This window comes from Paenibacillus sp. sgz302115, from assembly GCF_056120445.1.
Genome location: NZ_JBVYOK010000029.1, coordinates 1 through 25,956 on the forward strand (window position 1 = coordinate 1; position 25,956 = coordinate 25,956).

At 51.7% G+C, this 25,956-nt stretch carries 21 protein-coding genes; 13 read left to right on the top strand and 8 right to left on the bottom strand.

Going from position 1 to position 25,956, the window contains the following annotated elements; translation table 11 throughout:
* Positions 1-438 precede the first annotated feature (438 nt).
* Together AC0LWN_RS29445 and AC0LWN_RS29450 are read right to left on the bottom strand one after the other, a co-directional pair.
* Entirely contained in the window at positions 439-1,836 is a 1,398-nt protein-coding gene (locus tag AC0LWN_RS29445; protein WP_474671654.1) for a helix-turn-helix domain-containing protein, read from the bottom strand.
* A 604-nt stretch (positions 1,837-2,440) separates the two neighbouring features.
* The gene (locus AC0LWN_RS29450; protein ID WP_474671656.1) at positions 2,441-3,322 is read right to left on the bottom strand and encodes a cation diffusion facilitator family transporter; all 882 of its coding nucleotides are present in this window, start codon (positions 3,320-3,322) and stop codon (positions 2,441-2,443) included.
* Positions 3,323-3,691: 369 nt separating this feature from the next.
* Here AC0LWN_RS29450 and AC0LWN_RS29455 point away from each other — a divergent pair, with 369 nt between their 5' ends.
* Both AC0LWN_RS29455 and AC0LWN_RS29460 read left to right on the top strand, forming a co-directional pair.
* A complete protein-coding gene (locus AC0LWN_RS29455) occupies positions 3,692-5,167 on the top strand; it encodes a peptide MFS transporter (RefSeq protein WP_474671658.1) in 1,476 nt (491 codons plus the stop codon).
* 57 nt (positions 5,168-5,224) lie between these two features.
* Positions 5,225-7,450, top strand: a complete 2,226-nt coding sequence (locus AC0LWN_RS29460) for an alpha-galactosidase (protein ID WP_474671660.1) — start codon at positions 5,225-5,227, stop codon at positions 7,448-7,450.
* A gap of 70 nt (positions 7,451-7,520) precedes the next feature.
* On the opposite strand, the gene AC0LWN_RS29465 is transcribed toward AC0LWN_RS29460, so the two are convergent.
* Together AC0LWN_RS29465 and AC0LWN_RS29470 are read right to left on the bottom strand one after the other, a co-directional pair.
* Positions 7,521-8,573 (bottom strand): hypothetical protein, encoded by a 1,053-nt coding sequence (locus AC0LWN_RS29465; RefSeq protein WP_474671662.1) that lies wholly within the window; start codon positions 8,571-8,573, stop codon positions 7,521-7,523.
* A gap of 113 nt (positions 8,574-8,686) precedes the next feature.
* On the bottom strand, positions 8,687-9,544 hold the full coding sequence (locus tag AC0LWN_RS29470; RefSeq protein ID WP_474671664.1) for a helix-turn-helix domain-containing protein: 858 nt from the start codon (positions 9,542-9,544) through the stop codon (positions 8,687-8,689).
* A gap of 146 nt (positions 9,545-9,690) precedes the next feature.
* Here AC0LWN_RS29470 and AC0LWN_RS29475 point away from each other — a divergent pair, with 146 nt between their 5' ends.
* The 3 genes from AC0LWN_RS29475 to AC0LWN_RS29485 all read left to right on the top strand — a co-directional run bounded on the left by AC0LWN_RS29475 (position 9,691) and on the right by AC0LWN_RS29485 (position 15,214).
* Positions 9,691-11,970, top strand: coding sequence for a beta-L-arabinofuranosidase domain-containing protein (locus AC0LWN_RS29475; RefSeq protein ID WP_474671666.1), 2,280 nt, complete (start codon positions 9,691-9,693; stop codon positions 11,968-11,970).
* Between the two features lie 64 nt (positions 11,971-12,034).
* A complete protein-coding gene (locus AC0LWN_RS29480) occupies positions 12,035-13,108 on the top strand; it encodes a M24 family metallopeptidase (RefSeq protein ID WP_474671668.1) in 1,074 nt (357 codons plus the stop codon).
* 132 nt (positions 13,109-13,240) lie between these two features.
* The gene (locus AC0LWN_RS29485) at positions 13,241-15,214 is read left to right on the top strand and encodes an NAD(P)H-hydrate dehydratase (protein WP_474671670.1); all 1,974 of its coding nucleotides are present in this window, start codon (positions 13,241-13,243) and stop codon (positions 15,212-15,214) included.
* A gap of 7 nt (positions 15,215-15,221) precedes the next feature.
* On the opposite strand, the gene AC0LWN_RS29490 is transcribed toward AC0LWN_RS29485, so the two are convergent.
* A complete protein-coding gene (locus AC0LWN_RS29490; protein ID WP_474671672.1) occupies positions 15,222-15,797 on the bottom strand; it encodes a hypothetical protein in 576 nt (191 codons plus the stop codon).
* 83 nt (positions 15,798-15,880) lie between these two features.
* Between AC0LWN_RS29490 and AC0LWN_RS29495 the strand changes: the two genes are divergently transcribed.
* Positions 15,881-16,465, top strand: coding sequence for a DUF4269 domain-containing protein (locus AC0LWN_RS29495; protein ID WP_474671674.1), 585 nt, complete (start codon positions 15,881-15,883; stop codon positions 16,463-16,465).
* Positions 16,466-16,489: 24 nt separating this feature from the next.
* Positions 16,490-16,909, top strand: coding sequence for a GNAT family N-acetyltransferase (locus AC0LWN_RS29500; protein ID WP_474671676.1), 420 nt, complete (start codon positions 16,490-16,492; stop codon positions 16,907-16,909).
* Between the two features lie 230 nt (positions 16,910-17,139).
* Here AC0LWN_RS29500 and AC0LWN_RS29505 read toward each other — a convergent pair whose 3' ends face one another.
* Positions 17,140-17,463, bottom strand: a complete 324-nt coding sequence (locus AC0LWN_RS29505) for a hypothetical protein (RefSeq protein WP_474671678.1) — start codon at positions 17,461-17,463, stop codon at positions 17,140-17,142.
* A gap of 201 nt (positions 17,464-17,664) precedes the next feature.
* Between AC0LWN_RS29505 and sdaAB the strand changes: the two genes are divergently transcribed.
* Both sdaAB and sdaAA read left to right on the top strand, forming a co-directional pair.
* Entirely contained in the window at positions 17,665-18,375 is a 711-nt protein-coding gene (gene sdaAB, locus AC0LWN_RS29510) for an L-serine ammonia-lyase, iron-sulfur-dependent subunit beta (RefSeq protein WP_474671680.1), read from the top strand.
* Positions 18,372-19,250, top strand: a complete 879-nt coding sequence (sdaAA, locus tag AC0LWN_RS29515) for an L-serine ammonia-lyase, iron-sulfur-dependent, subunit alpha (RefSeq protein ID WP_474671682.1) — start codon at positions 18,372-18,374, stop codon at positions 19,248-19,250. The genes sdaAB and sdaAA overlap by 4 nt, the downstream gene beginning before the upstream one ends.
* A gap of 26 nt (positions 19,251-19,276) precedes the next feature.
* Here the strand turns inward: sdaAA and AC0LWN_RS29520 are convergent, their stop codons facing one another.
* Positions 19,277-19,579: a hypothetical protein gene (locus tag AC0LWN_RS29520; protein ID WP_474671752.1), complete on the bottom strand. Its 303-nt coding sequence runs from the start codon at positions 19,577-19,579 to the stop codon at positions 19,277-19,279.
* Between the two features lie 61 nt (positions 19,580-19,640).
* On the opposite strand from AC0LWN_RS29520, the gene AC0LWN_RS29525 reads away from it, so the two are divergent.
* Positions 19,641-19,832: a YwbE family protein gene (locus tag AC0LWN_RS29525; protein ID WP_474671684.1), complete on the top strand. Its 192-nt coding sequence runs from the start codon at positions 19,641-19,643 to the stop codon at positions 19,830-19,832.
* 119 nt (positions 19,833-19,951) lie between these two features.
* Here the strand turns inward: AC0LWN_RS29525 and AC0LWN_RS29530 are convergent, their stop codons facing one another.
* Entirely contained in the window at positions 19,952-20,665 is a 714-nt protein-coding gene (locus tag AC0LWN_RS29530) for an HNH endonuclease (protein WP_474671686.1), read from the bottom strand.
* 199 nt (positions 20,666-20,864) lie between these two features.
* On the opposite strand from AC0LWN_RS29530, the gene AC0LWN_RS29535 reads away from it, so the two are divergent.
* The 3 genes from AC0LWN_RS29535 (at position 20,865) to AC0LWN_RS29545 (ending at position 25,757) form a co-directional block, all read left to right on the top strand.
* On the top strand, positions 20,865-21,338 hold the full coding sequence (locus AC0LWN_RS29535; protein ID WP_474671688.1) for a hypothetical protein: 474 nt from the start codon (positions 20,865-20,867) through the stop codon (positions 21,336-21,338).
* Between the two features lie 63 nt (positions 21,339-21,401).
* Complete coding sequence (locus AC0LWN_RS29540) at positions 21,402-22,421, top strand: LacI family DNA-binding transcriptional regulator (protein WP_474671690.1); 1,020 nt, start codon at positions 21,402-21,404, stop codon at positions 22,419-22,421.
* A 108-nt stretch (positions 22,422-22,529) separates the two neighbouring features.
* Complete coding sequence (locus AC0LWN_RS29545; protein WP_474671692.1) at positions 22,530-25,757, top strand: cellobiose phosphorylase; 3,228 nt, start codon at positions 22,530-22,532, stop codon at positions 25,755-25,757.
* Positions 25,758-25,956 lie beyond the last annotated feature (199 nt).

Genomic DNA, 25,956 nt, shown 5'->3' on the forward strand with positions numbered 1-25,956 from the left:
TTCCTACTGGGAAGCGAGAGGGCTGAAAAGTTTGCTTTCACGTTATCTGGAGCTTTGTTAACTTTTGGAACCGCCGTATGCGGACCCGCATGTACGGTGGTGTGAGAGGACGGGGGCCTACCGCCCCCTCCTACTCGATTGGTTAGGAAATTATAATTTGTTCTGTCCATAAATGACAGGAAATGAAAAACGCTCTCGAAAATAATCGAGAACGTCGATTGGTTAGTCATTGGATTTTCGGTGAAAACGAAGGTGGATAGTGTGGAAGTGAAAAGAGAAGCTCAGATCGTCCTTGCCACACTTGGAATCCATTACCGAACGGTAGAAGAGATTCAACTACCACCGATACCATGTGACATGGTTTGGATTAACGATTGAGTGTTGTTATCTGCTACGATTTCAATGTTTCCTGTAGGAAGAACAATTACAGACAACAAACTACATAAAACTAAAAGCTTGATGACTTTTCTTGGCATTCGAATTCCGCACCTCTCTGATCAGAAGTTTGTATCTATCCTTTTCTTTTTCTGTTGCTGCATACCGATATTGTTCAAACAGATCAGCACAAGTGATCGCTATACTCTCATTGTTAATCATAGCAGATGATTCCAAACTTTGTAGTACAAAGCTAATTCCTTCATTTCGTTTATTATGTAAGTAATAGGCGGCCAGTTCAGCAAGAAATCTGGCGTGTTTGTCTGCCATAATCTGCTGATTGTATTCACCAAATTCCGATCTATAGGTTCGATAAGGGATGTAGGCAGAGAAACGTTCCAGAATGTGATCAACATTCCAGTCATACCGGTTAGCCGATTTGATAATATGGTACATAGCCGTAAATATCTCGTCCGGTTGTGTTGCGATATATTCCACATAATCAGCCAGCGCTTCCAATTGTCCATCCAGTACGCGATACAAATAGATGTTCGCCGTTCCCCACTCCCGAAACTGGGATAATGTCCGTTGGGCTTCTTCATCGTCTTCCTCTATCCAGCTTCCGTCCATATAAAGGGGCACACGCTCTATTGCAGATTTATAGTCTCCGTATTCCATACAGATACTTGAGAGGAAAAGATTGGCGTTTAGAATATAGTGATATAGTGGTCTTCGAGACACTTTTCCATTGTCTTGTTTACGGTTCGACTGGCGTTGGAAATTATAACGGAGTGTAGCGAGCCGTAGCATCTTCTGTGCCAGCTCATCCACCTTAGGCCACTGCTGCAAGGAATAATAGACATTCAGCAGGTCTATTATTCCATCTAATTGATCGGCCTCATCTAGTCGATCTATGTAACACTCAAAGAGAATCGCCTCTCGCGAATTAATACTCTGATCGTCACACAAGGCAATTTTAAATAGGCGGTATTGGCATACTGCCAGCCGCTCCGAATTCTGATACTTCTCACTAGCGCTTACATTCTTATATAGTAACCCTGCAGCCTGCCACAGTCCGTCCTGAAACAGCCCCTCCGCCACTTCGAACAGCATGGGGGCATAGGTCAGATTCTCAAGCAGATTCTGAACGACCTGTTCAACGCAATCGAGACGGCCTAATGCGGCTGAACGCAAAAGAAAAGGCCGCAAACGCCGCCAAGTGGGTGACGAATAGTAGAAACATTCGTCCACGTATAAGCTGTAGAAATGGTCCTCCGGCAAACCTATCCCCTTGGTAATCCGCTCCAGATGATTCATGGCAATCGGCTGCTGACCCTTAAGTATCCGGCTGAGCGTTCCTGAATTAATACCGGCCTGTCCGGCAAATTGATGAATGGACATCCCCTGCTGAGATAGATACAACGCTAGTGCATCGCGAATCGTGGCTGTAGTAGGGACCATGTAGACACCACCTAACTAAATTCCAAGAATTATAATTTTGTTGTATAGATGTAATATTATTCTATAAAATTCCAATGGTCAATGCTGCAGATTAGTAGAAACAGTGAACTGGGCAAGGGTTGCATTTTGTTCTGAAGGGAAATGAAATTATAAAATCTTGGAGAGCGACATAGACTTTCTGACGGCAGCGCTGGCTCAATTTAAGGTATTCGGCTTGAACTGCACCCAATAGGCCATCTCATGGATTACGGGGGCATTGTAGAGGGATGTACGCCGGATTCGATTATGATAGCCGGTGCTCGGTTCGTCCGGTAACGATTTGAATTTAGAGCATATATAAAATAGCCCGCAGGGCTTGTGCCTGGTTATTTTTGGTTATACGATGAATTCCATAAATGCCGGACTCGGCAATAGGCCAGTTTTATATTCATTCCTCCTTAATCCGATTCCTATTTACCCAAGCATAGATGACAATCCCACATATCCTATGTTGCATTCAATTGCAAAGGAGGAATTGTGATGGGTGAATTTGGGGGCCCAAGAGCGACAAAATGGCTGGCATCAGTTAGTTAATCTTTTCTCCCCGTTTGATCCTATATGCTAATTAAGTTTCATTATTGATCTCCAAGCGTTTATATTCAGGTTCAACGTGAATAAGGACATTTGCACGATAAAAAACGCTTGTAATTGCCTGCTCAATTTCATCACATAGCTGATGTGAAGCGTCCAACTCCATATTAGCCGGGACTACAAGATGGAAATCTATAAACTCTTCTGGGCCAGAGCGTCGAGTACGAAAATCATGAATTTCAATGAACTTGTGCTCAAAATTAGAAATTATATTTAAGATGCTTTTTTCCTCTTCTTCGGACAACCTAGCGTCAATTAGCGGAGGAAAAGACTCTTTCATTAACTTATAGGCTTCCCGCATGATATACAAAGCTAGAACGATACCAATGATGGGATCTAAAATATGCCATCCCGTTACGGTGACCAGTAACAAACTAAATCCAACTCCTAAAGATGTGAAGACATCGGTAAGCAAATGCAAAGAATTTGACTTCATAGCTACGGAATGCATTTCTGTTGCTGTCTTTTTCACTTTTAGAGAAACAAAATAGTTGATACCGGCTCCAACGAACATAACAATAATCCCTAAGTATGGAAGTTCAACAGGTGCTGGATTTAAAATTTTATGAATACATTCGTACATAATCCAGATACCTGCTACGAATATAAGTAACGTTTCTATGGTACCCGATACATTTTCCGTCTTTCCATGTCCATAAGGATGTTCTTCATCTGCAACTTGGCCGGATATACGTACTGAAAAAAAAGCGATGAGTGCAGCCGCTAAATCTAATGCAGAATGAATTGCTTCGGAAATCACCGCAATAGAGCCAGTCACAATTCCAACAACAAGTTTTAACAAAACAATAAAAGTGTTACTCATAACCGATAAAAAGGCAACATTTGCTCCTTTCAATCCATCCATCTCCCTAACATTAATTAATACTTAGCTCTTTTAAATTGTTTGCGTTTAAAACGATCATTCTTCAATTATCCCTTAATAAGTAAAAATAATTCATAGTATAAGCGTTAAAGCTAATCAATCGCTATTCTGATTCTGAAGCGTTGAAGGCAGACGGATTGAACAATGCAACTGATAGCATCTCATCATTTGACGGATGGGTTTAGGGTCGGCTCTTTTTTGATTTTCCGTTCATATATCCAAAATGTACTAGGTAACAAATGTCCACCTATCCCAACTTTTCGCTACCGTTTTAGAAAAGGTTATCTGATATATTTTAAAGGGAAAACTTGAACAGAAATACTGATGAAAGAAGGAATCGCTATGAATCCAGAGGAAGTGCTTGACGACAAGAAATTTTTGGGGCATCCAAGAGGGGTAGGGGCGCTGGCAGCAGGTAATTTTTTCAACTCCTTTGCATGGGGAGCTTTGTATGCGATTTTAATTTTCTATCTCTATACTCCGTATACGAAAGGATTAGGCTTCACAGAAGGTCAGGCTGCCTCCATGATTACAGCGATGGCTGCGTGCAATTCCATCTTTGGGATTCTGGGAAGCTGGCTGGCGGACCGCGTATTGGGGATGCGGAAAGCCTTGATTATAGGGAATATAGTAAAAGGGACGGCGTTTGGGATTCTGGCTATTCCGGCTTTTTCGCTGACCCAGGGAAGAATTTTTGCGTTAATCGCCTTATTTTTGATGGCGCTTCCAATTATGGGCGCGAGCAATGCTTCACTGACGGGCCAATTGTACCGCAAATCCGATAACGGCAGACGTGATGCTGCATTTACCATTCATGGCATTGCGAATAATATTGCCGGTCTGGTGGCTCCGGTGCTGGTCGGTCAAATTGGTATGAAAAACTACCATATCGGCTTTCTGATCGCTGCCATTGCTGCTTTTCTGTATGGCGCCGTTATTTTTGTTACGCAGCACAAGTATTTTGGCACCCTGGGCGAGAAGCCGGTCAAGCCGCTTGAAGAAGGGAAATTCGCTAAATTATTCACCCGGTTTATAGCCATTATGGTTGTTTTTATCGGCACAATTGTAGCGTTGGTCCTGAACAAAGTAATGTCCTTCCAGGGAGTACTAAACATCATTACTTCGGCGACCTTTATTATTCCGATAGTCTTCTTGACCAATCTTATGAGCAAGAAAGACTTGACGACAACGGACAGAAGAAGAATGAAGCCTTTCCTGAAGCTGTTCTCGGCGCAAATCGTAATGGCGCTGTGCGGAACCATGCTGACCTCGACGGTGGCTATTTTTATAGACCAGAAAATTAACCGCAAAATCTTTGGATTTGAACTTGCCCCCGGGTCGGTGGGAACCATCTATACTGTTCTAGGGTTAGCGCTGGCGCCTGTGTTTGTATGGCTCTGGACCAAAACCCGTGCAACGAATATCCGAACAACCTATAAGTATGGCTGGGGTATTCTCTTCTCCGCTCTTGGCTACGGCCTGCTGACCATTCCGATTATTTTGTTCAAGGACTCGGCGCCGTATAGCTTGCTCTGGATGGTATTCTACTACCTGTTCCTTACGTTCTCGGATAATCTGGTCTGGCCGATTGGTTCATCGCTTGTAGCCAAATTGTCGCCGGACGCTTATGATACCCAGATGCAGACAGCTTGGGGGCAAGCGGGTACGATCGGGAACGGGATTGCCTTGATTCTGTTCAACTTCTATCAGACGGCAGATGAGCAAGTAAATCTGTTCCCTATTATGACAGCGCTTCTGCTGATTACGGCCTTGTTCATCTTTGTATTTTCGAAAAATATCGAGAAGGATATGGTATAACAACAAAAGTGCTGACAGAGCCATTTGCCGGCGCTTTGTTAAAAGGAGCTTAGGGTCATGCCAATAGTATTTCATGAAACAACGAGACAATTCCACTTGTATAATGATGAGATCAGTTATATTTTTTGCATCATGCCGAATCATCAGCCGGGACATTTATATTACGGTAAAAGAATCCGCGATCAGGAGGACTTCTCGCATCTTCTGGAGCTGGGCTTCCGCGATATGTCCCCCTGTGTGTTCGAGGGCAATGCCAAATTTTCGCTTGAACAGGTTAAACAGGAGATTTCTGTATACGGAGCAGGGGATCTGCGAAGCTGCGGACTGCATATTCTTCAGGAGGATGGCAGCCATACCACCTGTCTGGAGTACGTAAGTCATGAGATTGTCCCCGGCAAACCTTATCTTGAAGGACTGCCGGCGACTTATGTCGAGAATGAGGATGAAGCACAGACTCTCCGAGTTTTTTTGCTCGATAAATGGCTGGATTGCCAAGTGGAATTGCAGTATACCCTCTATAACAGCCTGCCTGTCCTAACCAGAAATATAAAGATAAGCAACCTGGGACAGCAGACGATCCGGCTTGAATCTGCCATGAGCCTGAATCTGGACCTTCCGGATCAGGATTATGAAATGATCAATTTAACCGGCGCATGGGGAAGGGAGCGGCATATTCAGACCCATCCGCTGCATCGCGGCATCCAGAGTATCTATAGCCTGCGGGGACACAGCAGCCATAATTATAATCCTTTTATCGGCTTGAAGCGGAAGGAAACGACGGAGTTTCTCGGAGAAGCCATCGGACTCAGCCTGATCTACAGCGGCAATTTTCTGGCTCAAGTGGAGGCGGATACGTATGATGTCACGCGTGTGATGATGGGGATTCACCCGAATGGCTTCGATTGGAGCTTGCTGCCGGGAGAGGATTTCCAGACCCCTGAAGCGGTCATGGTGTATTCGGATAAAGGGCTGAACCCTATGAGCCAGACCTTCCATGAGCTCTACCGGACCCGATTGGTGCGGGGCTTCTGGAGGGATCGGCCCCGCCCCATTCTGATTAATAACTGGGAAGCCACTTATATGAATTTTAATGAAGAGAAAATTGTGGAAATTGCCCGTTCAGCCGCTGGGCTGGGAATTGAATTATTTGTTCTGGATGACGGATGGTTCGGCAAGCGCAATACAGATACGACTTCGCTCGGGGACTGGCATCCCAATACGGATAAATTGCCGAACGGAATTTCCGGTCTGGCCCGCAAAATAACAGACATGGGCCTGAAATTCGGCCTTTGGTTCGAGCCGGAGATGATCAGTAAGGAAAGCGAGCTGTACCAGAAGCACAGCGACTGGATTATGTCGGTTCCTTACCGTTCCATGAGCCCGGGCAGAAATCAATACGTGCTGGATTTGACGAAAGCTGAAGTTATTGATTATTTGGATGCTACCATCAGCAAGATACTGTCCGAGTCGGATATTTCCTACGTAAAATGGGATATGAACCGCTCTATGTCAGAGGTGTTTTCCGCCGGGAGAGACAGCGATTATCAAGGGAAAGTGTATCATCAATATATCTTAGGCTTGTATGAGCTGTTCGGGCGTCTGACTGGAAAATTCCCTGAGGTGCTGTTTGAATCCTGCGCCAGCGGCGGGGGAAGGTTTGATCCGGGTATGCTGTATTACTGTCCGCAGGGCTGGATTTCAGATGATACGGATGCCGTCGAGCGGCTGAAAATCCAATACGGAACCTCTATGTTATATCCGCTTGGCAGTATGGGTTCCCATGTGTCAGCGGTTCCTAACCATCAAACCAGCCGCAGCACCTCGCTTGCCACAAGGGGAGATGTAGCGTATTTTGGCACCTTTGGCTATGAACTGGACCTGAATCTGCTGTCTGAGGCTGAAGAGACACTGGTCCGGGAGCAAGTCCAATTTATGAAAGCGAACCGGGAGCTTATTCATCAGGGTACATTCTACCGGCTGGCTAGTCCTTTTGACGGGAATATAACTGCATGGATGGTGTTGTCCAAGGATAAAAACCGCGGAATTGTGGGGTATTACCGGACACTTACTGCAGTAAACGGCGGGTATACGCGATTGAGACTCGCCGGGCTGGATCAAGGCAAGAAGTACCGCATAACCGAAAATAATTACGAGCATTCCGGCTATGGCGACGAATGGATGGAAATTGGAATCCTGCTGAATGACAGCACTTCCGGCGATTATCATTCCAAAGTCCCGCGGGGAGATTTCCTGTCCAGGTTATTCATACTGGAAGCTGAATAACAGCAGCGCCAGCCAAACAACCCCCGAACCTTCACCAACTGAAGGTTCGGGGGTTGTTTGTGTAGATCGTTCAGGCCACTGGAACGGGGAAATGATTCGGTGTGCTGCTCCAGGGCTCAGGGAAGGAGCGATCGGGATAAATAGACTCAAAAAAGGCATAACCTACAGGATCATACGCTTTCAATTCCTCGCGGGTATTGACCGGGCCACGGACGCCATCCCAGGTACCGTCGCTGCTTTCAGCCATAACGTTAAACCAGATGGCCGTTAGAGTCGCGAAGTATTCCTCGTAATTCGAGATGGCATAGGTTCCGGGCCAAAGGTTATTCGAGGCAGCATGCTCATAGGCAGCAACAAGCTGCTTGGCGAGTGTCTGGTCCTCCAGATTATTAATTCCGATCAGATGGACGGCATGCCCGAATTCATGGGCCACAATGGATTCATTTTTATATTTGGTCTGGGAGGGCCCTTCTACATAACGCATAACATTCTTTTCTGATACCGAAGTCACGGGGATGAGTGGAGTTCCGCCGAAGCCCTCTACGGGATATTGCAAGAAATCCGTTCCGCCGCGATGCTCCGGTATGTCATAGGCATCCTCCTGTAGTCCATAAATAGCCAGAGCGGCATGATGCTCCTCCAATTTCTCCGCAATCTCAGGTCTTGTGCATAACATGATTTCAAGCATCGCACACGCCTTCTCATGTACAGCATAGTCAACCTGGGCCGAGGATTTAATCAGAATTCCTGATGTAGTGCGGGTAAACCGGGTATAGAAGTGCTCAAGATTCTTAATAGGATAGGAGGGATGAAGCGATGGCTGGCTCCCCTGTGCACTGCGGACAGGCCCAACGACCGACAGCGTAACTTTACCCAAATCGCTAAATTGTATAGGGTTTTGCAGACTTAGGGTGGTTCTCTGTTTAGTCTTCTCGTACACACATCGGGTATCCCAGGCTTCCGGATCATCGTTATTGCACAGCGGCTGACTCACTCCATTAAGCTCCACTGAAAAAGACCGCGGATCATTGGCCCCTTCTGCATCGGCATTCCAATAGATTTCGATTCTTTGGAGATCAATAAATCGGACGGCTGAAATTTTTAGCTCGGCATGCTCTGTCATAGAATCCCCCTGTAAGGTTGTTTTGCGGAAACCGCTTACTTTTAAGGATAGCATCAATTTCTGTGAAAAACGGTAGCGCAAACCTAACTTAAGGTGGACTATGCAGCATCCAATTATTTTTTATTAAAATGCTTGTAGAAAAAGGTTTTTCGATATTCGGTGGGGGTGACGCTCTCATATTTTTTAAACAAACGCATGAAATATTTCGAGTCCTCATATCCGGCTTCCGAGGCGATTTCGTTAATGCTTAGGTCGGTCTCGGTCAACAGCTCTTTCGCGTGCTTCAGCCTGAATTTGATAATCTGTTCCGAAATGCCGATTCCCGTATTCTTCTTATAAATTCTGGACAAGTAGTTTTTGTTGTATTTGAAGTGATCGGCAATATGTTCAAGCGTAATATCCTCAAAGGCGTGGATTCTGATCCAGTCCTGGATTGGCTGCAGCCGGTTGCCGTTAAATTCCTTCTGGATAAGATAGTCCATTATTTCCGAGGTCAATTCGTGTAAAAGACAGGTCAAATAAGCATTCAAGTAGTTTTTTCTTTTATTCTTCTGGTACAAATCGAGCAGTTGATTGAACATGATGTGGAAGCGTTTGGAGTCGATTTTGTTGGTGTATACGGGCAGAACGATCATCTCATCCAGATTGTTGTCGTTAATGTCCTGGAGGACATCCTCTTCAGTCCTGAGCTGCAGATTGCTTGCTGCGAAGTGCAGCCAGTGAAATTTGATCCGGCCCTCACAATATTTGAGCCCCCGGTGAGGCGTGTGCGGAGGAATGACAAGAATCTCGCCGGATTCAATAGCGTAGGGGATATTGTTGCAATCAATATACAGGGTGGAGTCTATAGGACTGATGATTTCATAGCTGTCGATGATCCGTTCTTTATGAATCCAAGGCCGATCTGTAAGAAAAGTTCCGGCAGAAATGAGGGTTGCTTGCCCCGAAAATTCCTTATCAACGAAGTACATAGCTTAAGCTCCTCCCATAAATCGAAATTGCCATATAGTAACTATAATCCACCTATTCTTTTTTTCAACTACCGACAGTAAATTTTATTTCTTGTAACATGGATTATGTGAAAGCGATTAAAAAAGTAAGCCTAGGAGGAAAGCAAATGTCGAATACATTGACTGATCTGGAAATTGTCCAAAGGGACATTGAGGCCTTGCATCTTGGAAATCTTAAAACCGTAGAGTTTGATATCACCTTGCCGACCGAAGGCAAAAATGGTTCGCAAATTACCTGGGTCTCGAAGGATGACCGCTGGATTGACGGCTCCGGGAAGGTGCACCAGCCTGAGTACGGAAAAGGAGACCGGGTCGTTCCGGTGACTGCCACCTTCAGTTACGGAGAGGCGAGTCTGAAAAAGATTTTTGAAGTGAAGATACTGGAGGAGAAAAATAAAATCCAGGTTGAAAAGATTTTTCCGGTTTACCTCCGGCGGGAAGTGAACAAGGAATTTCATCTGCCATCCGTTGTCTCCATTCAAACCGTAAGCGGAGATGTGCTGGCCCATTCCGTGACATGGCGTGGGGGCGACACACGAAATTATGCCGATATCGGGGAGCAAAGGGCGCTTGGCAATCTGACGGATACTATCTATGAGGTAGAGGCCGTTATCCTGATAGAGAACAGCACCCCAAAATTGAGCGGCAAAAAGCAACAGTTGAATGCTGTCCCGATAAAAAATGCGCATTTGGCAGGCTCCTCCCTGCCCAAAATTGCCCAGGACCGGAGACTGAAATTTTTATTGACGGTTGACGATGACCAAATGCTCTACAATTTCAGAAAAGCCGCCGGTCTGGACATGTTGAATGCTCCGGCAATGATCGGCTGGGACTCGGAAGACAGCCTGCTGAAAGGGCATACCACCGGGCACTACCTCTCTGCCCTGGCTTTATGCTATGCCTCAACCGGCAATGTGCAGATCTACACAAAATTGAACTACATGATTGAAGAACTGAACAAGGTGCAGCTAGCCTTTGAGGCGGATGACAGCTACCATTACGGATTTATCAGCGCGTATTCCGAAGAGCAGTTTGATCTACTGGAGGTATATACACGTTATCCGGAAATCTGGGCTCCGTATTATACCCTGCACAAAATTATGGCCGGTCTATTAGATGGCTATAACATTGCGGGCATCGGACTGGCGCTGACCATCGCTGACAAGCTGGGAGACTGGGTCTACAACCGCTTAAGCGCGCTGCCGCAGGGGCAATTGAAGAAAATGTGGAGCATGTATATTGCCGGAGAATACGGCGGCATCAATGAATCCCTGGCCGAGCTCTTTACTTATACGCACAAGGAGCAGCATATTCTGGCGGCAAAGCTGTTCGATAATGACCGCTTGTTCTTTCCGATGACGCAGCAGGTGGACGCTCTGGGCGCGATGCATGCCAATCAGCACATCCCGCAAATCGTTGGAGCCTTCAAAATCTTCGAAGCTACAAGAGAAGATCAATATTATGAACTCTCCAGGTTCTTCTGGGAATCGGTTGTGGATGCGCATATCTACTCGATTGGCGGAACCGGCGAAGGGGAAATGTTCAAGCAGCCGAATAAAATAGGTACACATCTTACAGATCATACAGCTGAAACCTGTGCCTCTTACAATATGCTGAAGCTGACAAAGCAGCTATATATGTATGAGAAGGATGTAAAGTATATGGATTATTACGAGCGGACCATGCTCAACCATATTCTTGCTTCCACGGATCATGAATGCCTGGGCGCCAGCACCTACTTTATGCCGACCCTTCCAGGCGGGCAAAAAGGGTACGATGAGGAGAACTCCTGCTGTCATGGAACGGGGCTGGAAAACCACTTCAAGTATGGCGAGGCGATTTTCTTCGAAGACGCGGATTCCTTATATGTCAATTTGTTTGTCTCGTCTGTTCTGGAGGATGCCGGGAAGGGGCTGCAGGTGGTGCAATCCGTCCCTGAAGTGTTCACCGGTGAGCTGGAGCTTAACATTGAGACACTGGCGAGAACCAGCCTGAGAATCCGCAAGCCTTATTGGCATCAGGGAAAAGTATTGGCTTATGTGAACGGTACAGAAGTTCATGCTGCTGAAGAAAACGGATATATCGTGCTATCCCGCAATTGGAGCAAGGGCGATAAAGTGAATATCAAGTTCAGCCCGAAGCTGCGTTTGGAATATACGCCGGATAAAGCCGACCTTGCTTCGGTAGCCTTCGGCCCTTATATCCTTGCTGCTGTGTCACCCCGGAAGGAGTACTATGAACTGCCGGTTCATAAGGGGGATATCGCTGAGCAATTTGAGCGGGTTGCAGACTCCAACCGCTTTGTCCATAAAGCTCTGAAGCTTGAATTTGCTCCGCTGGCTGAACTGAACCATGAGCACTATCATTTATATATAAAGACTATATAACAAGACGTTGGGGGGAGTTTGATAAATTCCTCCCTTCTGTTATGAAGAAGGAGAGTAATGCAAGATGAAGCGGATTGAACGTTTGTTGAAAAAGATGTCAGATGAGCACCTTCCGGCCCTGTATATGAGCAATCCTAAAAATGTCCGCTATTTATGCGGGTTTACAGGCGAGGATTCAGCTTTGCTGGTTACGGAAAAGGAAATTTATTTTATTACGGACAGCCGTTATGTGGAGCAGGCCCGCGAGGAGCTGAGCGACCTGATTCAGATTGCATGCTGGAAGCAATCCCTATTGGATGAAGCGGCAGAAATCATCCGCAAACACAACATTCAAGAGGTTGGGTTCGAAGGGGCGCATTTGAGCTACAGCGACGGAGAGCATTTCAAAGCTCTGGTTCAGGTAAAGGCCAGAACAGCAGACGGCTGGGTGGAGGAGTTCCGCGCTGTAAAGGACGAGGATGAAATCCGCAAGACGATAGAGGCGGTGAAAATCGTTGATCAGACCTTCATACACATTCTAAATTTTATCCGTCCAGGCCTTTCGGAGAAGCAGGTGGCTGCCGAAATGGAGTATTTCATGAAGCAGAAAGGATCGGAGAAAACCTCCTTCGAAACGATTGTTGCATCGGGCATCCGTTCCTCTTATCCTCATGGTGAGGCAAGTGATAAAGTCATCGAACAGGGAGATATGGTTATCCTGGATTATGGCGCAACCTTCCAAGGGTATGCTTCAGATATAACCAGAACAATTGCGGTAGGTCAGCCTCAGCCACGTCTTGAAGAAATATATGATTTGGTGCTGGAAGCGGAGCTGGCGGGCTTAAACGCCATTCGTCACGGCATGAAGAGCAAAGAGCTGGATTCGATTATCCGCAGTCCTTTTATAAGAGAAAACGTGAATGACCTGTTCAATCACGGCGCCGGCCACAGCATCGGGTTGGATATCCATGAAGCGCCTTATATCAGCTATCGGGCGGAATATGCGTTTGTGGCGAATACAATCATGACGGTTGAGCCGGGGCTTTACTTGCCGGGCATTGGCGGAGTGCGGATTGAGGATGATGTTCTGGTCGGAGCCGAAAAAAGCCGGGTGTTGACGAGAGCACCCAAGAGTGATTTAATCGTGTTGCCGTTTTAATAAATCCGGGTTAAGTTCTGCTCTCCACCGGCATTGCCGATGGCAATTTACGGGCGGATACGGAGGCATCCAAATTTCCGCAGCCGGCCCGGCGAATATCAAGGTCTGTAACGGCGGAGAGGGGACGGAACAATGTATTTGGTTACTGCGGAGCAAATGCGGGAGCTGGACCGCGAGACGACCCGGCGGCTGGGCATTCCGGCTGTTGCGCTGATGGAAAATGCCGGACGGAATATCGCTGAGGAGATCGTCCGCTTTTGCCGTGAGCGGGGGCGTGTGCTCGCGGGAGGCTCTGCGGGCTTTGGGCATCTGGCGGGAGGTGGCTCGGGTGGAGCTGCTGCTGCGGATGGTTGGTATGTGGGGGGCGTGGATAGAGCTGGAGTAGCTCTGGGGGCAGAAAACCCGGCTGGTGTGGATGGAGTTGGAGATGCTCTGGGGGCAGGAAGCACTGCTGGTGCGGATAGAGCTGGAGATGCTCTGGGGGCTGGGAGTTCGGCTGGTGCGGATAGAGCCGGAGTAGCTCTGGGGGTAGGAAGCACTGCTGGTGCGGATAGAGCTGGAGGTGCTCTGGGGGCTGGGAGTCCGGCTGGTGTGGATAGAGTTGGAGATGCCCTGGGGGCGGGCGCGGATTGCTGGCACCGCGCCGGGGATGGGCGCACCGGGGAACACGGTGCGCTGTTCTCGGTCAGCGGCGATGCCGCGCTGACCCTGGAGCATGCCGCCGCCGAGCATTGGCTCGTCCTCGCCGGCAAAGGCAACAACGGCGGCGACGGCCTCGCCGCCGCCAGGCACCTGCGTGAGGCGGGCATCGCCGTCACGCTGGTGTACGCGGCCGCGCCGGAGTCGCTGGCCGGGGAAGCTGCGCTGCAGCGGGACGCCGCTGCAGCGATGGGCCTGCCCGCCCTGGTCTACGGGCGGGACCGGGTGGACTTTGCCGCATGCAGTGGCATCGTGGATGCACTGCTCGGCACCGGCAGCGCGGGAGCCCCGCGCGGTGCCTATGCGGAGCTGATTGCCGCCGCGAACAGCAGCGGCAAACCGATTGTGTCCGCAGACATCCCGAGCGGGCTGGATGCGGACACGGGCCAGACGCATGAGCCTTGCGTTCATGCGGCGGTGACGGTGTGCCTCGCGTTTCTCAAACGCGGGCTGGTGCAGTACCCCGGCGCGGCGTGTGCCGGGCGTGTGGTGGTCCGCTCCATCGGCATCCCCGCTGCCTTGGCGCGGGAGAGCGGCGTCCCGGCCAGCCTGCTGACGCCGGAAGTGCTGCGGACACGTCTTGGGGTCGACGTGTCGCGCCGCCGTTCGCCCGAGGGCCACAAGGGCACCTACGGGCATGTCCTGCTGGCCGCAGGAACCTTAAGCATGAGCGGTGCAGGCCTGCTCGCCTCCCGTGCCGCGCTGCGCGCCGGCTGCGGACTCGTCACCTGGGCGCTGCCGGATAGGCTGCTGCCCTATGTCATAGGCGCGGCCCCGGAGCTGATGCTGGCAGCAGTTGGGGAAGAGAGCGGTACCTGGAGCTTCGGCACTGCCGCAGAAGTGCTGCGGCTGAGTGTCAGCCGGGACGTTGCTGCAATCGGTCCCGGCCTTGGCCGGTTCGAGGGCGACCAGGAATGGCTGCGCACGTTATGGGAAGGCATCGAAGCTCCGCTTGTCATTGATGCCGATGCCCTGAACATTCTGGCAGACAGCGGCTACACCGCTTGGGCCAGCCGCCGCCATCCGGTCATCCTGACGCCTCACCCGGGGGAAATGTCCCGTCTGGCGGGGATTTCCACGGCTGAGGTGCTGCGGGACCGGATTGGTCTGGCGCTGGATTATGCCTGCAAGCACGGGGTTACCCTTGTGCTGAAGGGAGCGCACACCGTGATTGCAACGCCGGAAGGTGAGGCCTATGTGAACATCACGGGCCATCCGGGCATGGGAACCGGCGGTGCGGGCGATGTGCTGACCGGGATCATTGCCGGGCTGCTTGCGCAAGGGCTGAGTGCCGCCCAGGCAGCGGCTTTTGGTGTATATCTGCACGGTCTGGCCGGGGAACGCGCCGCCCGCTTGCGGCATGATCCATCGGCTGTGATCGCCGGGGACATTATTGAAGCGCTCTGAGCGCAGCTCAGAACAGCACCAGGCAGAGCAGCGGGACGAACAAAGCGAACACGGGAAGCAGGAGCGGCAGGCGTTCGCCGGCCAACTGCGCGAGCCGGAAAAGGAGCAGCACACAGATCCCGGCGATGCCGGAGCTCAGGGCATCGCCGCCTTGCTCCGAAGCCAGCCACAGGCCTGCACCATAACCGGCGGCGGCGTACACGACCAGGGCCGGGACGAGAGAAGAGGAGCGGAATATGCGCAGGAGCGCATCGGCCACCAGTGCCATCGGCAAGCCGTAGGCATAAATGGCATAGGGCACCGATGTCGGCCAGCCCTCGGGTACGCCATCCGTATGCGGGATTCCCAGCGTCAGCAGGGACACCAGCATAAAGGTCAGTCCGGCGGCGGACAGCTTGGTTAATGCGTACATGCCTGCGTTTAGCCTGACGGACGGAAGGTCGTACTCTTTGTGTTTGTTCATGGGTTTACATCCTTTCAGGGATTGTTGACCTGAATACAGGCTCCCGTGACATATAGGGATATAAGGCTCATTGGGCGATGTTGCTTGTGTGCAGCGGCCATTCGGTATATTTTTATGCATCCGCCCAGAAAAGCGTGCGCAGCCAGTTGTCCTTAAGCCATCATATGGCCCAAGGACTTAGTTAGATGAAGGAGGGGGCCGGCATGCTGAATTTGAACAAGCTGCAGACTCTGGGCTATTTGGAACGGGGAACGGAAGTGCAAAGAGAGGTCTGCCAACTGCTGCGGGAGCTGCGCATTATGGAGCTGCTGGAGGAATATTACCCGCTGCTGGTCGGAACGGTTCCCTTGGGAATTCAGGTGGAGGGCAGCGATCTGGATATCATTTGCGAGGTCCATGATTCAGGGCGGTTCAGTGCAGAAGCCAGCCGATTCTTCGGACACTGGGAAGGCTATAGTGCGGTGACCCGGACGGTTCGGGGACTCCCCCGCACCAAAATCAATTTTGTTACGGGCGGCTGGCCGGTAGAGCTGTTTGGTCAGCCTTTGGCCACAGAAAAGCAGAACGGATATATACACCTTTTGGTGGAGGATCGGATATTGAATCTGCTGGGACCGGGCTTCCGCCAAGAGGTGATCTTGCTGAAGAGCAAAGGAATGAAGACGGAGCCGGCTTTTGCCAAGCTGCTGGGACTTGCGGGTGATCCTTATGAAGCGTTGCTGCTCTTGGCCGGGCTGCCCCCGGCAGAGCTGGAAGCCGTCTGCAGAAGAGCTTATCCATACATATGAACATAATAGAAAAGGGGGCAGGAGATGAACTACAGACCAATGATTGCCGATGATTACGAAGCCGCTTATCGGTTATGGGAGAATACGGCGGGAATGGGCCTCAGCTCCGCGGATTCCCGGGAGGAAATTGTCCGCTATCTGGAGCGCAATCCCGGGATGAGCCAGATTTGCGAGAATGAGGACGGCACAATTGCCGGCACTGCGATGTGCGGTCATGATGGGCGCAGAGGGTACATGTATCATGTGGCTGTCAGTGAAGACAGCCGCGGCAAGGGAGTCGGACGGGAATTGGTATCCCTTTGTCTGCAGAAGCTGCGGGAGTCCGGGATTATGAAATGCCATTTGATGGTCATAGAGGACAACGGTCTCGGCCGCAGCTTCTGGGCATGCACCGGCTGGCAGGAGCGGGATGGCATCGTCCTGTTTTCTCAGGATACCTGCTAATACGCTGGAAGGCGTACTAGGTACAGGGTAATCGCATACGGATTTTTTTAAACCCTGCACTCAAAGTTTCAGGAATAAATGGCTTTGGACGTGTTCACCCTACTTGCCGGGTAGCTGAGGTGGACTTCCTTACTTAACTCACCCCGTCACGCTCCAACAACGGCATATCTGCCGTTAATTCAGATTGAACGGTCCAATCTCGCTCCAACAACGGCATATCTGCCGTTAATTCAGATTGAACGGTCCAATCTCGCTCCAACAACGGCATATCTGCCGTTATTACTGATTGAACGGTCCAATCTCGCTCCAACAACGGCATATCTGCCGTTATTACTGATTGAACCGTCTAATCTTGCTCCAACAACGGCATATCTGCCGTTATTACTGATTGAACCGTCTAATCTCGCTCCAACAACGGCATATCTGCCGTTATTACTGATTGAACCGTCTAATCTTGCTCCAACAACGGCATATCTGCCGTTATTACTGATTGAACCGTCTAATCTTGCTCCAACAACGGCATATCTGCCGTTATTACTGATTGAACGGTCCAATCTCGCTCCAACAACGGCATTTCTGCCGTTATTTCAGATTGAACCAGCCTACCCTACGGTTTTCCCTGTTTTTTAGTTCATTTCGTAAGCGATAGTCCTGGTAGTAGGTAACAACTGATGTCACGGTGTAGCTTTTATGCTGCTGCTGTATAATATACAGGAAGAATATATTGTAGAATTTTGATAGCGGGAGACCTGACAATGCGGTTTAAAGATGTATTCTCAATTATTGGCCCGGCTATGGTCGGGCCTTCAAGTTCGCATACAGCGGGCGCAGCGCGGATCGGCAGAGCGGCCCGGCAGGTGCTGGGTGAGCAGCCGCGTGAGGCCGAGGTGACCTTCTTTGGCTCCTTTGCCGCTACGTATCAAGGGCACGGCACGGACCGGGCGATTGCCGGGGGCCTGCTGGATTTCGCTACGGACGATCACCGCCTGCCCGATTCTATTGAGCTTGCAGCCGAAGCCGGGATGAATATTTCCTTCGGGCAGGGAACGGGCTTGTTCCCTCATCCCAATACGGTCCGCCTGCGTCTTGTCGGCGCGGAGACAGGCACGGAGCTGACGCTTACAGGCACATCCATCGGCGGCGGGAATATTGAAATCGTTGATATTGACGGCTTCGGGGTGAAACTCACAGGTATGTATCCGACAGTGCTGATCCAGCACATGGACTATCTTGGGGTGCTTGCCAGTGTAACGGATGTGATGCGCAAAGGAGAGCTCAATATCGGGCATATGTCGCTTGACCGCAAGAACCGCAGCGGCGCTGCCTTGACGGTGCTGGAGCTGGACGAGCCGGCGACGCCGGGGCTGCTTAGGGACCTGATGGCCTTGCCGGCTGTTAAATCGGTAAAAATTGTGGATTTGAATGAGAATGGGCGAGAACAGAAAGGGAAGGAAAGCACAAGATGAATTTTCAAACGTTAAGCCAGCTGGCTGTATTATGTGAAGAACGGGGACTTACCATCGGCGAACTTATGCTGGAGGAGCAGAGCGAAGAATCCGGGCGGTCCAAGGAGCAGGAATTCGCTACGATGAGCCAGTATTATGGCGTCATGAAAGAGGCTGTACACCGCGGCATGACGGAGAATACCACCTCGCGCAGTGGTCTGACGGGCCTTGATGCCCAGCGGGTTGCTGCCTATAACACAGCGGATGAGCCTTGTCTTGGCGGACCTGCCGGCCAGGCCATGGCGTATGCTCTGGCTGTCTCGGAGGTCAACGCCTCAATGGGCCGTATCATTGCTACGCCGACGGCAGGCTCTTGCGGAATTATCCCCGGTGTCTTCCTAAGCTGCCAGGAGCGTTTCGGCTGGGATGATGATTACATGGTATCTGGTTTGTTTGCTGCCGGTGCGATAGGTTATGTGATTGCCAATAATTCGTTTGTATCCGGGGCGGAGGGCGGCTGCCAGGCTGAGGTGGGCTCGGCCATCGGGATGGCGGCGGGAGCACTGACCGAGCTGCGCGGCGGAACACCGGCGCAGGCGGTTCATGCCGTAGGTCTCGCGCTCAAAAATACCCTTGGGCTGATCTGTGATCCTGTAGGCGGGCTTGTGGAAATTCCCTGCATTGTGCGCAACGGCTTCGGTGCTGTTACGGCGCTCGCCGCTGCAGATATGGCACTGGCCGGAGTACGCAGTGTAATTCCGTCCGACGAGGTGATCAAGGTTATGCTGGAGGTCGGCTCGGCCATGCCGGAGAAGCACCGCGAGACGGCTGGGGGCGGCTTGGCCCAGACCCCTACCGGGCGGAAGATTATGAAGGAGCTGCGGAACACCAAGTAGTCCGCAGCCCTACTGTTTCTTCTTGATCAGAGCATATGAAACCTTTCGAGCTGCTCCCATTGCTCTTCTTGCCGGAGAATTTCCTGCTGCTTCGGTCCCATAAGATCAAAATGAGGGAAGGGCTCACGGTTATGAATATACCGGGCCGGCAGCCCGTTCTGCTCGCACCAGCTTCTCAGCCGGGAGAGATCGCTGCAGCCGACTTTGGTTACTGTGGTCATCCCCGGGAAACGCGGGTCCAGCCAATAATGTGTCAGGAAAGCGATCTCGCCTGCGGAGACCGCCTGCTTCCAGCGGGTTAATTCCTCTCTCTTAATTCCGAAGGCCATTGCTGTCCCATCCTTATCCGTAAGTGTAGCTCTATTATAACTCATGAAAGGGGAGAACATCATGAACGGCCAAATTAGAGCAGATATCCGCCCCGGACTTGAGGTGGATATTGTGCTGAAGCAGGATCAGGCTACAGGCAAACTTACACACGGCGTAGTCAAAGATATTCTGACCAACTCGCCCCGCCATCCGCACGGAATCAAGGTGCGGCTGACAGACGGCCAAGTCGGCCGGGTCAAGAAAATTACATGAGCCCCACAAAGCGCTCCCAGCCCAGGCCGCTGTTCATTTGAACAGTGTATCTCTGAGGCGGGAGCGCTTTTATAGATATAGGGCCCTGGAATGCATAAATCCGGGATCGCTGTGAAAGCCTACCGGCCCATAAACTCCTCCACATACTGGTCGGCCTTGGTCTGGTTGCACAGGTTGCAGGCGCAGACGCAATTGTCCGGCGTGGTGTGGCCGCCTTTGGCGCGCGGCAGCAGATGGTCGATGGTATCGCCGTACAAGCCGCAGAAGTGGCAGGTGTAATTGTCCCTGGTCAGAATGTAGGCCCGGAAATCCTTGTTGCTGTATATGCGGCGGATCGTCCGGCGGTTCACCACCAGGGCGGCATGCTCTTTGACGAGCGTCACCGCAAGCTCAAGATCAATTTCCTGATGCCAGCGGCGGCCCTTGTCGCTGTGGCCGCGCATCAGAATCATACCTTTAACGGATGGAACCAGGGCCGAGGCATCCTGGGGATCAGGCTTTGGTCCCCGCAGCTGCGGAGCCCTCGGGCGGGGATCGGCTGCGCGCGGACGCGTCTTACCCTTGCTCCCGGATGAGGTATGGGGCGTCTTGGCTTCCTTGAGGGCCGGGGCCCCTTTTACTTGCACCTGCATCTGGGCATTCCCGGCCTCGCGCAGCTTGCGGCATTCCCGGCAGGCGCCCCGGCGCGACTGGCCCTTGGAGCGCTTGCCCGTGCGTCTGCGGAATTCGGTGAGCGGTTTATATTGCTTACAGTAAGCGCATTGTTTGGATAATGGCAGATTGGTATCGGTCATAAGCATATTTGGAAGGACGCATGCAGCACGCCAGTCCATTCCCTTCTTTTTTTTGGTAACTTTAGTATAGCGCAAAGCGCAGGGGTTCACACAGCGGCGGGAATAAGCAGCTTGTCTCCTAATTTGTGACATCTGTCTTGGCAGGCAGACGGGAAAACCTGTAAACTTTACTCACGAAGCTTACGGATGCGGATCATGGGAAGCTCCAAGCTATCTTTTTCGAAAATGGGGGAGCAGGATGGAGAAACATAAGAAGAGGCCGGGGGCCGTCATTTGTTTGTATATTCTTCAGGCTTTTTTGGGGCTTGGAGCGATAGGGGGAGGGCTGACGCTGCTGGCTGATCCCAGCGGAGAAATGATCGGAATGCCAGCTTCTATACTGGAAAGATCTCCTTTTGTGAATTTTGCAATCCCGGGCTTGCTGCTGCTGGTGATCTTTGGCTTGCTGCCCTTGCTGGTGCTGTATGGCCTGATCAAGAAACCGCAGTGGACATGGGCGTCTGCACTGACTCCGTTCAAAACCCTGCATAGCGCGTGGTCCCTCTCCCTGTATATCGGCTTCGGGCAGATCATTTGGATCATGGTCCAGACGTATATGCTAAACGCCGTTTCTTTGATCCATATTTGCTATATGAGCCTTGGAATGCTGATACAGATTGTTACGCTGCTGCCTTCGGTGCAGAGATATTTTATGCTGGACGGCCGGGTGTAAAGGCGTTAGAATGGCAGTGAACAATAAAGGGCTTACATTTTTGGCCAGCGGGAGGGAACCGGATTGACAACGATTTATGATATTGCCAAAAAAACCGGCTACTCTCCAACCACGGTATCCAAAGCGTTCAATAACTACTCCGACGTCCGGGAGAAGACACGCCAGGAGATTCTGCGGACAGCTCAAGAGATGGGGTATTTGCCGAATGCGCATGCCCGTACATTGACCACCAAGAAATCATGGACGATCGGTGTGCTGTTTGTCGAAGGCTCAGGAGTGGGCATCCGCCATCCCTTTTTCAGCGCAGTTATTGAGAGCTTCAAGCAGGTTGCTGTGGCCAAGGGTTACGCCCTGATGTTTATTTCGAAGGATGTCGGCGGCAAGCAAAGCGGATATTTGGAAAATTGCCGGATTCGCGGTGTGGATGGAGTCGTTGTGTTCTTGTCGGATTATGAGGACCCGTATTTCCGGGAGCTGCTGGAGAGTGACATTCCCACAGTAATTCTGGACTATGATACGGCAGAGTCGCATACGGTCTGCTCGGATAACGTGGGAGGAGCGCAGCAGGCGGTAGAGTATCTGGCCTCCTTGGGGCACCATAGAATTGCCCATATTTCGGGGGGCGGGCACACCTATCCGGGAAGCCAGCGGGAGCTGGGCTATGCAGCGGCAATGAAGCAGCGGGGGCTTGAGGTCCGGGAGGATTACATCGTCGAGGGCGCTTTTTATTCCCGCGAGGGAGGTTATGGCGCGATGGTGCAGCTGCTTGAGCTGCTGGAGCGTCCAACCGCCGTATTCGCTGCGGGCGACCTGCTGGCGCTGGGAGCGATAATGGCCGCCAAAGACAAAGGGCTCTCCGTACCGGGCGATATTTCGGTGATGGGCTATGACGACATTGAGCTTGCCGGGTACGTTACGCCGGCGTTGACAACAGTTCGGCAGGATACGGAGCTGCTTGGCACACGGGCTGCGGAGATTCTGCTGGCTTCGATTGACGGCAATCGGGAGAAAAAGGAGAAGCTGACGCTTCCTGTGGAAGTGGTCGTGCGCGAATCCTGCGCGCCGCCGGGCGGGAATACATGAGTCCGCCTGGGAGCCGCAAATTTTTTTTACTAAAATCGAAACCGGTTTCGATTTTAGGGGTGCAGATGAATAGAATAGGTTCAACTTAATGATGAGGAGGCTATATCAATGGGCAATTATTATTATAATTCAGGTGCATTTGTGATGGAGCAGTTTCATGAGGGCAAGCCGTTCGCCAGCTTTCTGCCCGGACTTGCCGGAATGAAGGGCATTCCGATGTGGACCTTTTATGTCAATCGGGGCCAGGGGGTATGCAGCTTCGGGGTCCGTGACAAAAACTCGCCAATCATGGAGTTTGCACCAGCTAACATTTCTTACAAGAACGTATCCTCGTCCGGCTTCCGCACCTTCATGAAGATCAAAGGGCTGGCGGATATCTATGAGCCGTTCCAGTCGGCACGGCCTGATTCCGCAGTGAAGCGGACGATGACGATCCTGCCAAACGGACTGACTATTGAGGAGTCCCATACGGGGATCGGACTGAAGACAACCGTGCATTATTTCAATCTTCCGAATGACGATTATGCGGCATTGGTCCGGCGGGTGGAGCTGGAGAATACCAGCGGCGGGGAGCTTGAGCTTGAACTGCTGGACGGTCTGCCGGAGATTCTGCCTTACGGCGTAGCGAACAGCGGATACAAGGAGATGGGCAACCTGCTGCGGAGCTGGATGGAGGTCTACAATCTGGAGAACGGAATTCCGTTCTACAAGCTGCGCTCCAGCACGAATGATGATGCCCAGATTAGTGAAATCATGAACGGCCATTTCTATCTGTCCTTCACTGCAGAGGGGGATAGACTTTCGCCGATTGTGGATTTCGAGACGGTGTTCGGTGGCAATACTTCGCTGGCCTACCCGGAGCGTTTCGCTGAATTGGAGCTTGCAGAATTGCTTGCACAGCCGCAGTATCCGGTCAACAAGGTTCCCTGCGGCTTCAGCGGTACAGAGCGGACGCTTGCACCGGGAGGCAGGCTGATCCTGAACACGATCATCGGGCATGTCAGCGATATCGGCAGAATTAACCGGAGGGCGGCGGAGCTCTGCCGCGATGAATATATTACCGCCAAAATGCAGGAGGCGGAGAAGCTGACGGAAGAGCTGACAGCGGATATTGCCACCCGGACATCCTCACCGCTGTTCGACGCCTACTGCCGGCAGTCCTATCTCGACAACCTTCTGCGCGGCGGATATCCCTTCATTTTCGACAACGGGGGAGACGGCTTTGTTGTGCATCTGTTCTCGCGTAAGCATGGCGACATGGAGCGGGACTACAACTTTTTCTCGCTGGCCCCGGAATACTATTCGCAGGGCAACGGGAATTTTCGCGATATGAATCAGAACCGGCGGAATGATGTGTTTTTCCATCCCCGGGTCGGCAGCTTCAATATCAAGATGTTCTACAGCTTGATTCAGGCGGACGGCTATAATCCGCTGAGTGTGCAGGGCACCAGCTTCGAGATTCGGCCGGGCCAGTTGCAGAAGCTTGCAGAGTGGATCGCTGAAGCTGCGGCGGATCATCAGGAGGAGCTTGGCAAGCTTTGCACCGCCCGCTTCACACCGGGACGCCTGATTAATTATATCGGCGACCACAATGTCTCCCTGCGGGTGAGCGATGAGGAGTTCCTTGGCGGTGTGCTGGCGCTGTCGCAGCAGAATTTTGAAGCTGCTTTCGGCGAAGGCTTCTGGTCTGACCACTGGACCTATAACCTCGATCTGGTGGAGGGTTATCTGGATGTGTATCCTGACCGCAGGCAGGAGCTGCTGTTCGGTGATGCAACCTATGCCTTCTATGACAGCCCGGCCTACGTGCTGCCGCGCAGCGAGAAATACGTGCTTAGCGGCGGCAAGGTCCGGCAATACGGCGCGCTTCTGGAGGATGAGGAGAAGCTGCACCGCTTGAAGCGGAAGGCTTCGGAGACCTGCTGGCTCCGCACCGAAGGCGGACATGGGGAGATTTACCGTACCAGCCTGTTCGTGAAGCTGCTGTCCCTGGCCTTGAACAAATTCGCCACACTGGACCCTTACGGCATGGGGGTGGAGATGGAGGGTAACAAGCCGGGCTGGAACGACGCCATGAACGGCCTGCCGGGATTATTCGGTTCAGGGATGAGCGAGACGTTTGAGCTGAAGCGGATGATCGTCTTTATGCTGGAGGTATTGGAGAGTGAAGAGAACAGCGCCGGAGCCGTAGAGCTCCCTGCAGAAATGTCCCTGCTGCTTGAGCAGGTGCATTCCGCTGTAACGGCTGTGCTGGCTGGGGAGATGGCCCAGTTCGGATACTGGGATACCGTAGCCTCGGCACGTGAAGCTTACCGGGAGAGCATCCGCTTTGGCATCACCGGAGAGCAATGTACAGTAACCTTTGCCTTCATCCGTGAGGCACTTGGCAAATTCCTGCGCAAAATCGACTCAGGCATCGAACAGGCGGTAGAGATGGGCGGCGGTCTGGTTCCAACCTATTTCCGGTTTGAGGCGACGCGTTTTCAGGCGGTTACAGATGAGGCGGGCAATCCGGTGATAAGCGGTTACGGTCTGCCTAAGGCGGTAGTGGAGGAATTCGAGGCCTATGCCCTCCCTTATTTCCTGGAGGGGCCGACCCGCTGGCTGAAGACGCTGGACAGTCCGGCCATGGCCCGGCAAATCTATAATCGGATCAAGCAAACAGAGCTGTATGATCCGGTCACCTCAATGTACCGCACATCGGTCTCGCTGGAGCAGGAGTCCAATGAAATCGGACGGATACGTGCGTTCACTCCGGGCTGGCAGGAGCGGGAGTCGAACTTCCTGCACATGTCCTACAAATATTTGCTGGAGCTGCTGAAGGCCGGACTATACGATGAGTTTTACAGTGAGATGAAGACCTCGCTCATTCCCTTCCTTGATCCGGCGGTATACGGGCGCAGCACGCTGGAGAACTCCTCTTTCATCTCCACCGGCGGCAATCCTGACCCCGGGACACATGGCAGAGGGTTCGTAGCCAGACTGAGCGGCTCCACCGCTGAGTTCTTGAGTATGTGGCGGACGATGATGGCCGGAAGCCGCATCTTCTCGGCAGCAGGCGGCGAGCTTGCATTGTCGCTTGCCCCGGCGCTGCCGGGCTGGCTGTTCGACGAGCAGGGGAATGTAACGTTCACCTTACTGGGAAACACCAAGGTTACGTATCACAATCCCCGGCACCTGAATACCTATGGCACGGATGGGGCCGCGATCCAGAGCATGACGCTGGCCTACCGTGACGGAACCGTGAGCCGGATTTCCGGAGCGCTGCTGCGCGGTGCCGAGGCCGAGGCGCTGCGGCGGGGAGATATCGCCGAAATCCGGGCGGCTCTGGAATAGGAGCAGTCAGTTCGCTTCTATACCCGCTGCCCGCAATGGAATACAAAGTGCAAGGTCAGAGATTTTGGTGGAATTTCTCCAACTATTCTGCCGAAATCTTTGCCTGCACGGAGCCATGTTGGAATTTCTCCACTTATTTTTAGTGAAATCGGAGTTTGCAGCCCCATTCGGTCAGATTAGTGGGAGTTTTTCCAACTAA

What these genes read in the sequence shown, in the direction of transcription:
- AC0LWN_RS29445 (WP_474671654.1), bottom strand. Translation starts at nt 1,836, where the DNA reads ATGGTCCCTACTACAGCCACGATTCGCGATGCACTAGCGTTGTATCTA.
- AC0LWN_RS29455 (WP_474671658.1), top strand. Translation starts at nt 3,692, where the DNA reads ATGAATCCAGAGGAAGTGCTTGACGACAAGAAATTTTTGGGGCATCCA.
- AC0LWN_RS29460 (WP_474671660.1), top strand. Translation starts at nt 5,225, where the DNA reads ATGCCAATAGTATTTCATGAAACAACGAGACAATTCCACTTGTATAAT.
- AC0LWN_RS29465 (WP_474671662.1), bottom strand. Translation starts at nt 8,573, where the DNA reads ATGACAGAGCATGCCGAGCTAAAAATTTCAGCCGTCCGATTTATTGAT.
- AC0LWN_RS29470 (WP_474671664.1), bottom strand. Translation starts at nt 9,544, where the DNA reads ATGTACTTCGTTGATAAGGAATTTTCGGGGCAAGCAACCCTCATTTCT.
- AC0LWN_RS29475 (WP_474671666.1), top strand. Translation starts at nt 9,691, where the DNA reads ATGTCGAATACATTGACTGATCTGGAAATTGTCCAAAGGGACATTGAG.
- AC0LWN_RS29480 (WP_474671668.1), top strand. Translation starts at nt 12,035, where the DNA reads ATGAAGCGGATTGAACGTTTGTTGAAAAAGATGTCAGATGAGCACCTT.
- AC0LWN_RS29485 (WP_474671670.1), top strand. Translation starts at nt 13,241, where the DNA reads ATGTATTTGGTTACTGCGGAGCAAATGCGGGAGCTGGACCGCGAGACG.
- AC0LWN_RS29490 (WP_474671672.1), bottom strand. Translation starts at nt 15,797, where the DNA reads ATGCATAAAAATATACCGAATGGCCGCTGCACACAAGCAACATCGCCC.
- AC0LWN_RS29495 (WP_474671674.1), top strand. Translation starts at nt 15,881, where the DNA reads ATGCTGAATTTGAACAAGCTGCAGACTCTGGGCTATTTGGAACGGGGA.
- AC0LWN_RS29500 (WP_474671676.1), top strand. Translation starts at nt 16,490, where the DNA reads ATGAACTACAGACCAATGATTGCCGATGATTACGAAGCCGCTTATCGG.
- sdaAB (WP_474671680.1), top strand. Translation starts at nt 17,665, where the DNA reads ATGCGGTTTAAAGATGTATTCTCAATTATTGGCCCGGCTATGGTCGGG.
- sdaAA (WP_474671682.1), top strand. Translation starts at nt 18,372, where the DNA reads ATGAATTTTCAAACGTTAAGCCAGCTGGCTGTATTATGTGAAGAACGG.
- AC0LWN_RS29520 (WP_474671752.1), bottom strand. Translation starts at nt 19,579, where the DNA reads ATGGCCTTCGGAATTAAGAGAGAGGAATTAACCCGCTGGAAGCAGGCG.
- AC0LWN_RS29525 (WP_474671684.1), top strand. Translation starts at nt 19,641, where the DNA reads ATGAACGGCCAAATTAGAGCAGATATCCGCCCCGGACTTGAGGTGGAT.
- AC0LWN_RS29530 (WP_474671686.1), bottom strand. Translation starts at nt 20,665, where the DNA reads ATGGACTGGCGTGCTGCATGCGTCCTTCCAAATATGCTTATGACCGAT.
- AC0LWN_RS29535 (WP_474671688.1), top strand. Translation starts at nt 20,865, where the DNA reads ATGGAGAAACATAAGAAGAGGCCGGGGGCCGTCATTTGTTTGTATATT.
- AC0LWN_RS29545 (WP_474671692.1), top strand. Translation starts at nt 22,530, where the DNA reads ATGGGCAATTATTATTATAATTCAGGTGCATTTGTGATGGAGCAGTTT.